Below are 8,024 nucleotides of genomic sequence, written 5' to 3'. Positions count from 1 at the left end.
TGCAGCAGATCGAGAACATCGTTTAGTTAAATCGGTAAGTACAAGTTGAGATTACTATTCGATCAGAATTTAAGTAGAAAGTTAGTAAGTAGATTATCAGATCTATTTCCCAATTCTAGTCATATTCAATTACATCAGTTAGCAGAATGTTCCTAATCCCTGTTCAAAGAATCGAGGAGAATTTTCTTTTCCGCACGGGCGATCGCTTTATAGGTTCTCGATACAGCTTCTGGCTCGACGGAGATGCTAGTAATACCCCAAGTAACTAATTTGTCGATTAATTCAGGATATTCTACGGGAGCTTGACCGCAAATCGAACAATCTATTTGATGTTCTTGCGCTATCTTAATTATTTGAGCAATCCCTTGGCGTACTGCTTCGTGATTGGCATTTAAACCATTGCGCTGGAAATGAGCTACGTCCCGATCTACTCCTAAAAGCAGTTGAGTTAAATCGTTAGTACCGATAGCCACTCCTTGCACTCCTGCTGCGATATATTGGGGCAGCAAATAAATTACTGAAGGAACTTCTGCCATAATCCAAACTTGAAAAGATGTCCGCTCTTTTAACCCCGCAATTTCGATTTGGCGAGCGCAAAATTGGAATTCTTCTAGGCTGCGAACAAAAGGCAAAATTAAATTAAGGTTATTGTAGCCTTCTCGACAAATTTCGACGATCGCCTTGAGTTCCAAACTAAACAGAGTAGAATCCCAACGATAGCTATAAGTTCCTCGATTGCCTAAAACTCCTGCTTCCGTCTCCACAGTTGCAAAATCGAGAGAGCGATAAAAAATCGGACGAGGAGCAAAAGCTCTAACAAATTGGCGTAAATATTTTTTCAGAGTCTGACTAAATTGTTCTTGCCAGATTTCAGATTGTCGCTGTTCTAGAGTAGTTGCCGATAGAATTTGTCCCAACATCATTTCCGAGCGCAACAATCCTACTCCATCTATGGGTAAATTAAGACATTGAGCAATACTTTCAGGCTGAGAGATATTGACCATCAATTTAGTGGCAATAAACTGCTGCTGGGGTACATGGTGGGGTTGAGACAAATCGAACCAAGATAAATACTGTAATACAGATCGGGGATATACTCTGCCATCGTCTCCATTCAGTAAAACCTCTTGGCTATTACTCAGGATTTTTCTCGCATCTATTGCCCCAACAATAGCAGGGATATTTAATTCTCTAGCGACGATCGCTCCATGACTATTTTGACCACCGACTTCGGTAATAATTCCTTTAACCTGTTTGATTAGGGGAAGATGCTGGGGAGTAATCTGTTTTGCCACCAAAATCGTATCTTCATGAATAGAGGTCGGAAGATCTTCTAAAGAGTCAATAATCGTCGTTCTGGCTATAACTTTACCAGGAGCAGCTGCTATCCCTGTTAGCAAAACTTGGCTGTTGATTGTCGAAGCTAAAATTGAGGATACTTCGGGAGAGGAAAAATTAGTTACAGTTGTCAGGCGATCGCTATATTGAGTAAAAAAATAATTGAAAGTATTATTTGATTTGCCTGGTGCATCGAGAGCAATCCATTGTAAGTATTTAATTTGGGGTTGTTGGATTAATATCTTTTGAACTAATTGAAATAAATCTGCGATTGCATCTGCTTCTAAAACAGCAACTTCTGTTTTAATTTCTTGGGGTACATAAGACTCCAAACAGTCTTCATTAGGAAAATCAAGCTGAATTTTGCTCGGACGATAACCATAGCTTTTATGACCCAATTTACGGGATAATATATGTCCTGTAGGCTGTTCTAACCAATAAATATCCCGATCTACATCTCCCAGGGTTAATCCCCGTTCTTGACCCCATAGAGCTTTAATTACAATATAATCTGCATCTATCTCCACCGATCCTGAAGCACAAACATTTAATAGAGGTCGAACTAAAATACTTAAATTAATGTTTGCTCTGGTCAATCCCAACTTCTGCAAATAGATTAAACTTTTGGCACTAAATAACTCTGAATAAATTGTTTTGATAGTTTTAGTTATGGCTTGGGGATGAAGATTGCAACTGTGCGATCGCCAAAACCCCCTACTACTCAAATCCTGTCCTGAAGCGGAAAATAAACAGGGTTGTAAAATTAAAGCATCACTATTTAACTGCCGTGCGGTTGGAAATATCTCAGCTGAAAGTTTTTCGGGAAAAGTAGCGCGAGTAATTGTTTCGCGACTGTGACGAGCAATAGATTGTAAAGTCTGATAATCGTCGATTTTTGCCAAATTATCGGTTAAATCCCCAATAACTAACTGAAATAGTTTTGAGTGAATTAAAAATTGCTCTTTTAGAGTTTTACCCAGAACAAAGCCAGGTAAAATAGGATGCCCGTGTTGAAGTAATTGGCTGAGAACATACAATTGATTCCCAACCAACGCTCTTTCTGAAGGCTGAATTTGTGAAAGCCAATAAATATAGTTCACTGTTTTAAGTAACAGCAGCTAATTCTTGTGTGACAACCGAAGATTTAGCGATAAATTCGTCGCTCAGTTTCAAAAACGCCTTAGAACCAGATGAATTGGGCATTGCCAAAGAAACAGGAGTAAACAAGTCTACAGCTTTAGCTACATTAACATCCATGGGGATTGAATTTTGAAATAACTGTTCGGGGTTGAAATCATCTCGCACCCTTTTCATTACTTGTTTGTAATATCTGCCCATTAAACCCCCTGCTGAAAGAATAAAGACAATACCCAAGAGTTGGACATCTAAGGGTTTAGTATCTTTATGACTTTCTTTGAGTTTGGCAATTCTTCTTTCTAAAAGTTGAATTCCTACTAAAGATAGAGGTTCGGGACGAGCGGGTAAAAGATAAAAATTACTAGCAGCAATACCACTACGAGTTAGTAAATTGTAGCCAGGGGCGCAGTCAAGAATAATAAAATCATAATCGTCGATCACTGGTTCGACAATTTGCTCGATTAACACTCTTTCAAAATTGTCCCAGACTTTTTGGAAATTTTGCTCCCCACTTTCTACTGCTTGTTGGTGCAGCATTTCCGAAACTTGAAATTCATCATAGAGTTCGATGTCTCCTGGCAACAATTCCAAACCATCGATATCACAAATACCAGGAACGATAATATCTTTGATATCTAATTTACTCCAAGGATTGGGATTGATTACATTATCTAATAAATAGCTTATGGTGCGTCTTTTTTTGCGCAACTTAGCAAATTCATGGGGTGAAACCAAGCTTAATGTGGCACTAATTTGCGAATCCAAATCTAAAACTAGTACTCGTTTGCCATGTTTTTTGGACAAACAAGTAGCAAGGTTGACAGTTAGAGTTGTTTTACCAACTCCACCTTTCATATTTACAGTGCTGATAATAGTTCCCATGTTTGAAATTCCTAACAATCTTAGTTAACGTTAGTGTGCCAGAAGATATTATGGCAAAGATAAATCATAATATTTCCTAAAGTTTTTAATGGGGATAAATCAAAAAATAATGATTAATTTAACTATTTATCAGACTTGGATTCGGGATAGAGGGGTTTTTCATTGAGATTTCCCAAACGATTGGGAGGCCAAAAACGAACTGAAGCACGTCCGATTATATTTTCTAAAGGTACAAAACCCCAAAGATGGGAATCGTAACTATTGTTGCGATTATCGCCCAAAACTAAATATTGTCCTTCAGGCACTTTAGTTGGGCCATACTGATATTGAGGAGGATTGAGAATATAATTTTCCGATAGTTCTTTGCCGTTGACATATACTTTTCCTTGGGCGACTTTGACTACATCTCCTGGAGTACCGATCACTCTTTTAATAAATGCTTCGTTATAGTTTTGTTCCTTTAAAGCTTCGGTAGGAGAAAAAACTATGACATCTCCTCTTTCGGGTTCGCGAAAGCGATAGCTAATTTTTTCGATAATTAAGCGGTCGTCTATTTCTAGAGTGGGCAGCATTGACTCCGAAGGAATAAAACGGGCTTCGGCAACACAAGCACGGATTCCTACTGCCAAGATTCCTGCGGAAACTAGAGTTTTGAGTAGTTCTAGTATAGGATTTTCTTCTGATTCGCTCATCAGTAGTTTACCTCCAAAAATAAGAGTTAACAGTTAAGTTTTTGAGGATCGATTTCAAAAAAATCGAGAAAATTTTTGGTTAGTTTTTCTCTCAAGGGAAATATTGCCACAACAGAATCTTTTTCAGGGCAATTAATTCTAGAAAGTAATCATTGTATACTCTTTTATTCTGACGTTACCAGACAACAAACTGTCTTATAGGCTTATGATTATTTGTTGACTAATGTAAATAAAGTCGAAGAAATATAATTGTAGATTAATTATATCGCTCCTATTTTAAGTATTTAAAGCAACTATCTATCACTTTTAGATATAACTTGAAAGTCAGTTTAAATATCTATCAAATCGCTTATTTTAAGCGGTATTTTTGATTGAATAAACATCTGCCAGCAGAACTCAAATAAATATTTATTCATCAGCAATTACTGAACTATGAGTATTATTCGATCTATCGATTTATTTTCTTTACCACAACTATTTCAATTAATTGGTAATAATTCTAGATCGGGTCGCGCAATCATAGAGATTCCCGTGTCCCAAAGAACCACACAACGCAGAGGACTTTATTATATTTGGTTTCAAAATGGTTATTTAATTGCTGTTAGCAATTGTTTTAATCAAAAGGGCTTAATTCAATTGATTGCTCAAAGAAAATGGTTAAATCAGGCGATCGTTTCCCGATTGAGAAAATTGTGTCCGATTGGCGTACCTTTAGGTATCTATCTACAGAAAATGAAACTGCTCAATCGAGAACAGTTAAATTTAGTTTTTCAGTTGCAATTACATCAAGTTTATCGACTTTTTCAATTAACGGATGGAAGATTTAGATTTGATGATTTTGCTGAATTACAAGATCGAATTTTGACTATCCCGTGGTTAGAGATGACTGGATATAGGATTGAAACTAGAACTGCTAGTATGTATGCTCTAAGACTCATGGAAAACTCAACAAGTTTGAGCGACCGCTTGCCAGCATCCAATCAAATTCTTAATAAACTCGCCCTCGAACCTCGAATAAAACTGACTACTATTGAACGCCAAGTTTGGAATTTGATAGATAGTAACACTTGTATTTTGACAATAGCGAAGACTATAGATCGCCCGATTTATGAGGTTCAAGCTGTCGCTTTTCGTTTAATTGCCGTGGGTTTAGCAGAAACGATCTTTGTCTCTAATTATAGTTGGAACACAATCGAAGGAACTAGAAAAGCGATCACCCCATCAGGGGAATAAATTAATTCCCAGATCTTGATCTAGGCAAATATTTTGCATCATCCTAGAAGCAATTTATGGGATGAAAACCAGATAAAAGTTCTATAGCAATGTTCGATGATTGACTTTTTATTTTAATTCTTTCATTTTTTGGGAGACGAACGGGAACAATAGATTATACAGACACTATCTCGATCGGCATTTTTACGACCAAGATATGTTTTCTTGCTGACTACTGACTATATATTATTGTTTCTCATGTCTTTTGCAATTAAACACGGGCTTTTTAAATTAAATCTAACAGACTACCATGCGATTCTTGGTGTATCTTTAGATGCTGAACCCAAACAAATTCGGACGAGCTATCTTAAAATTGCCCAAAAGCTACATCCAGATAAGTGTCGTCAAGATCCGCAAAAAATGCAAATGTCAAGTCAGATTTTGTCTAGATTGGTCAATCCTGCATACGAACAACTCTCAAGAAAAAGCAATTTTGCCGAGCATCAGTTAGTTTTAACTCAAGTTGGCAAGCGTTTGGCAGAAAATAAAAATAAGGTCAGCGTTAATAGTGAAGAAGCCCAAGAATTATTACAAGCAGGAGCTAGTGTGGAGTTAGTTTATCCGAAGCTACTGAAAAAATTAACCTCTCAACAGTATAAGTCTTTAGAGCGAGTAACCCAACAAATTGGTGTAATTAGCGAACTAAATTTAGTTTATCTAATGCTCAAAGGCGATCGCATCGCTGGCAAAAAACCCCAACCTCAAGTCACTCAAGAAGCAGTTAAGCCAACTCCAACACCTCACAAACCCAATGCAAAAGTAACTAAAAATCCGCCAACATCTAGTCAAAGTAAAGCTACTACGACTCAAGCTGCCCCAGCCTCAAATTCAGATAAGATCGAAGAACCTACAACTGAAGTTAGAGTAAATGCTTTTGTGGGACGAGCGCAGCAATACATAGCTAAAGGAGAAATCGATTCAGCAATTACAGAATTAAAAGACGCACTAAGAATCGATCCCAATCATGGGGTAGCTCATGCAGTGATGGGACAAGCTTATTTACACAAGCGACAGTTAACTATGGCAAAAGTTCACATTGGTAAAGCCTATAAAGCTAGCCCCAATCATCCCATAGTTGTTGAAAGCAAGAAAACTTTGGATAAAATGCTGAAAAAAGCTGGAAAATCTAAAACTACCAATCCCAACCCTGACAATAAATCAAAAAAAGATCGTAAATCTGGCAATAGCGGTTTCTTTAGTGGTTTTTTTGGGTCGAAAAAAAAATAAGAGCAGACACCATTTCCCAAGGTAAGATGACACAAGTGGATATTGGCTATCCCGTCGCAATATCAAATGTGAAGCCTTAGATTAATTAGAAATGATTTATCAACCCCCTGCTGGAGCTAGAGATTTACTACCCTTAGAAGTAGAACAAAAACGTTGGATTAACGATCGCCTGCAACATATTTTTCAGAAATTTGGCTATCAGCGCATTGTCACTTCTACTTTAGAATGGCTAGATACCCTTACCGCAGGCGGAGCAATTCAAGCTTCAAAAGTAATTCAACTACGTAACGACGGCTCTAGTTCTTTGGGATTGCGTCCCGAAATGACCGCTTCGATCGCTCGGGCAGCAGTTACCAGAATGGCGGGCAACACTTATCCCCAACGTCTTTGCTATCGTTCTAATGTATTTCGCAACCCCTCTGGAGGTCATCACGGTCGTCAGTTAGAATTTTATCAAGCAGGAGTAGAATTACTGTTTGCAGGGGGAGTTTTAGCCGATGCAGAGATTATTTTATTATTAGCAGAATGTTTGGCAGGATTGGGCATTCCTGAATGGTCGATTTTAATTGGCGAAGCAGGATTAACGCGATCGCTTTTATCGGTCTTTCCTAAAACTATCCGTACTGAAGTACGCAATTGTATTGCCCATCTCGATCGCATCACTTTAGAAAATATGGCTTTGGACGAAGAATTAAAAGCAAAAGCCTTAATGTTATTCGACTTAAGAGGCAAACCCGAAACAGTCCTGCAAAAAATATCCGCCCTCGATTTGGACGAGTCAGCTAGAACCACAGTTGATAATCTCAAGTCTCTAGTTGAATTGGTAAATAGCAGTTCGGATTGCCCCCTTCCACTCACCCTCGATTTGAGTCTCTTACAAACCTTTGATTACTATACTGGGATTGTTTTTAAGGCAGTTAGTTTTCAAGACCATCAATCCTATATTTTGGCAGAGGGAGGACGTTACGATCGGCTATTAAGTCTTTACGATCCTCAAGGAAAATCTTCCCCTGGAGTTGGTTTTTCTATGTCTATTGAAGATTTACATTCTTGTTTGCTATCCACAACTCAATTACCCCAACAAATCCCCCATAGCGACTGTTTGGTAATTCCTACTACTACAGAAGTAGAAGCAATAGCATTTAAAGTTGCTCGTCAATTGAGAAGTGAAAACGAATCCGCCAAAATAGAAATCGATTTGGGAGAACGTTCCGAAGCAGCCATCAAACAATACGCTAAAACTTGTCGGATCGAAAAGTTAATTTGGATTGAAGCCGATGGCAGTTCTAGAGAAGAAATCATTAAATCATAATCACCCATGTCCGTTACTCAAATTTCTGGTACGAGTTTTTTGAGTTAGAGCGATCGCTTTGCGGCGAGTTTCCATTACCATACCTATTTCTTGTCTCAAGCGAGTACATTGTTCCAGAGCAACTTGCACGGTTTCGAGGGGTAAGATTAATACTTCCAAATCCG

The 8,024-nt window shown here is 38.0% G+C and carries 6 protein-coding genes and 1 pseudogene; 4 read left to right on the top strand and 3 right to left on the bottom strand.

Going from position 1 to position 8,024, the window contains the following annotated elements; translation table 11 throughout:
* Positions 1-45: 45 nt before the first annotated feature.
* Positions 46-144: pseudogene (locus tag AC33VI_RS09615) on the top strand (DUF5615 family PIN-like protein); the annotation flags it as partial.
* A gap of 8 nt (positions 145-152) precedes the next feature.
* On the opposite strand, the gene AC33VI_RS09610 reads toward AC33VI_RS09615, so the two are convergent.
* The 3 genes from AC33VI_RS09610 to lepB all read right to left on the bottom strand — a co-directional run bounded on the left by AC33VI_RS09610 (position 153) and on the right by lepB (position 4,049).
* The gene (locus AC33VI_RS09610) at positions 153-2,438 is read right to left on the bottom strand and encodes a putative PEP-binding protein (RefSeq protein WP_491782046.1); all 2,286 of its coding nucleotides are present in this window, start codon (positions 2,436-2,438) and stop codon (positions 153-155) included.
* A gap of 4 nt (positions 2,439-2,442) precedes the next feature.
* Positions 2,443-3,357 (bottom strand): ParA family protein, encoded by a 915-nt coding sequence (locus AC33VI_RS09605; RefSeq protein WP_491782045.1) that lies wholly within the window; start codon positions 3,355-3,357, stop codon positions 2,443-2,445.
* Positions 3,358-3,479: 122 nt separating this feature from the next.
* Positions 3,480-4,049 carry a signal peptidase I gene (gene lepB, locus AC33VI_RS09600; RefSeq protein WP_491782044.1) on the bottom strand — a complete coding sequence of 190 codons (570 nt, stop codon included), beginning with the start codon at positions 4,047-4,049 and terminating at the stop codon, positions 3,480-3,482.
* A gap of 432 nt (positions 4,050-4,481) precedes the next feature.
* Between lepB and AC33VI_RS09595 the strand changes: the two genes are divergently transcribed.
* From AC33VI_RS09595 to AC33VI_RS09585, 3 genes are all read left to right on the top strand, one after another.
* Positions 4,482-5,282, top strand: coding sequence for a DUF4388 domain-containing protein (locus tag AC33VI_RS09595; RefSeq protein WP_491782043.1), 801 nt, complete (start codon positions 4,482-4,484; stop codon positions 5,280-5,282).
* A gap of 237 nt (positions 5,283-5,519) precedes the next feature.
* The gene (locus AC33VI_RS09590; RefSeq protein ID WP_491782042.1) at positions 5,520-6,548 is read left to right on the top strand and encodes a J domain-containing protein; all 1,029 of its coding nucleotides are present in this window, start codon (positions 5,520-5,522) and stop codon (positions 6,546-6,548) included.
* A gap of 91 nt (positions 6,549-6,639) precedes the next feature.
* Positions 6,640-7,860, top strand: coding sequence for an ATP phosphoribosyltransferase regulatory subunit (locus AC33VI_RS09585; RefSeq protein ID WP_491782041.1), 1,221 nt, complete (start codon positions 6,640-6,642; stop codon positions 7,858-7,860).
* Positions 7,861-8,024: the final 164 nt, after the last annotated feature.

It is taken from the genome of Waterburya sp. (genome assembly GCF_058530065.1).
This window is presented reverse-complemented; position numbering and strand designations above follow the sequence as displayed.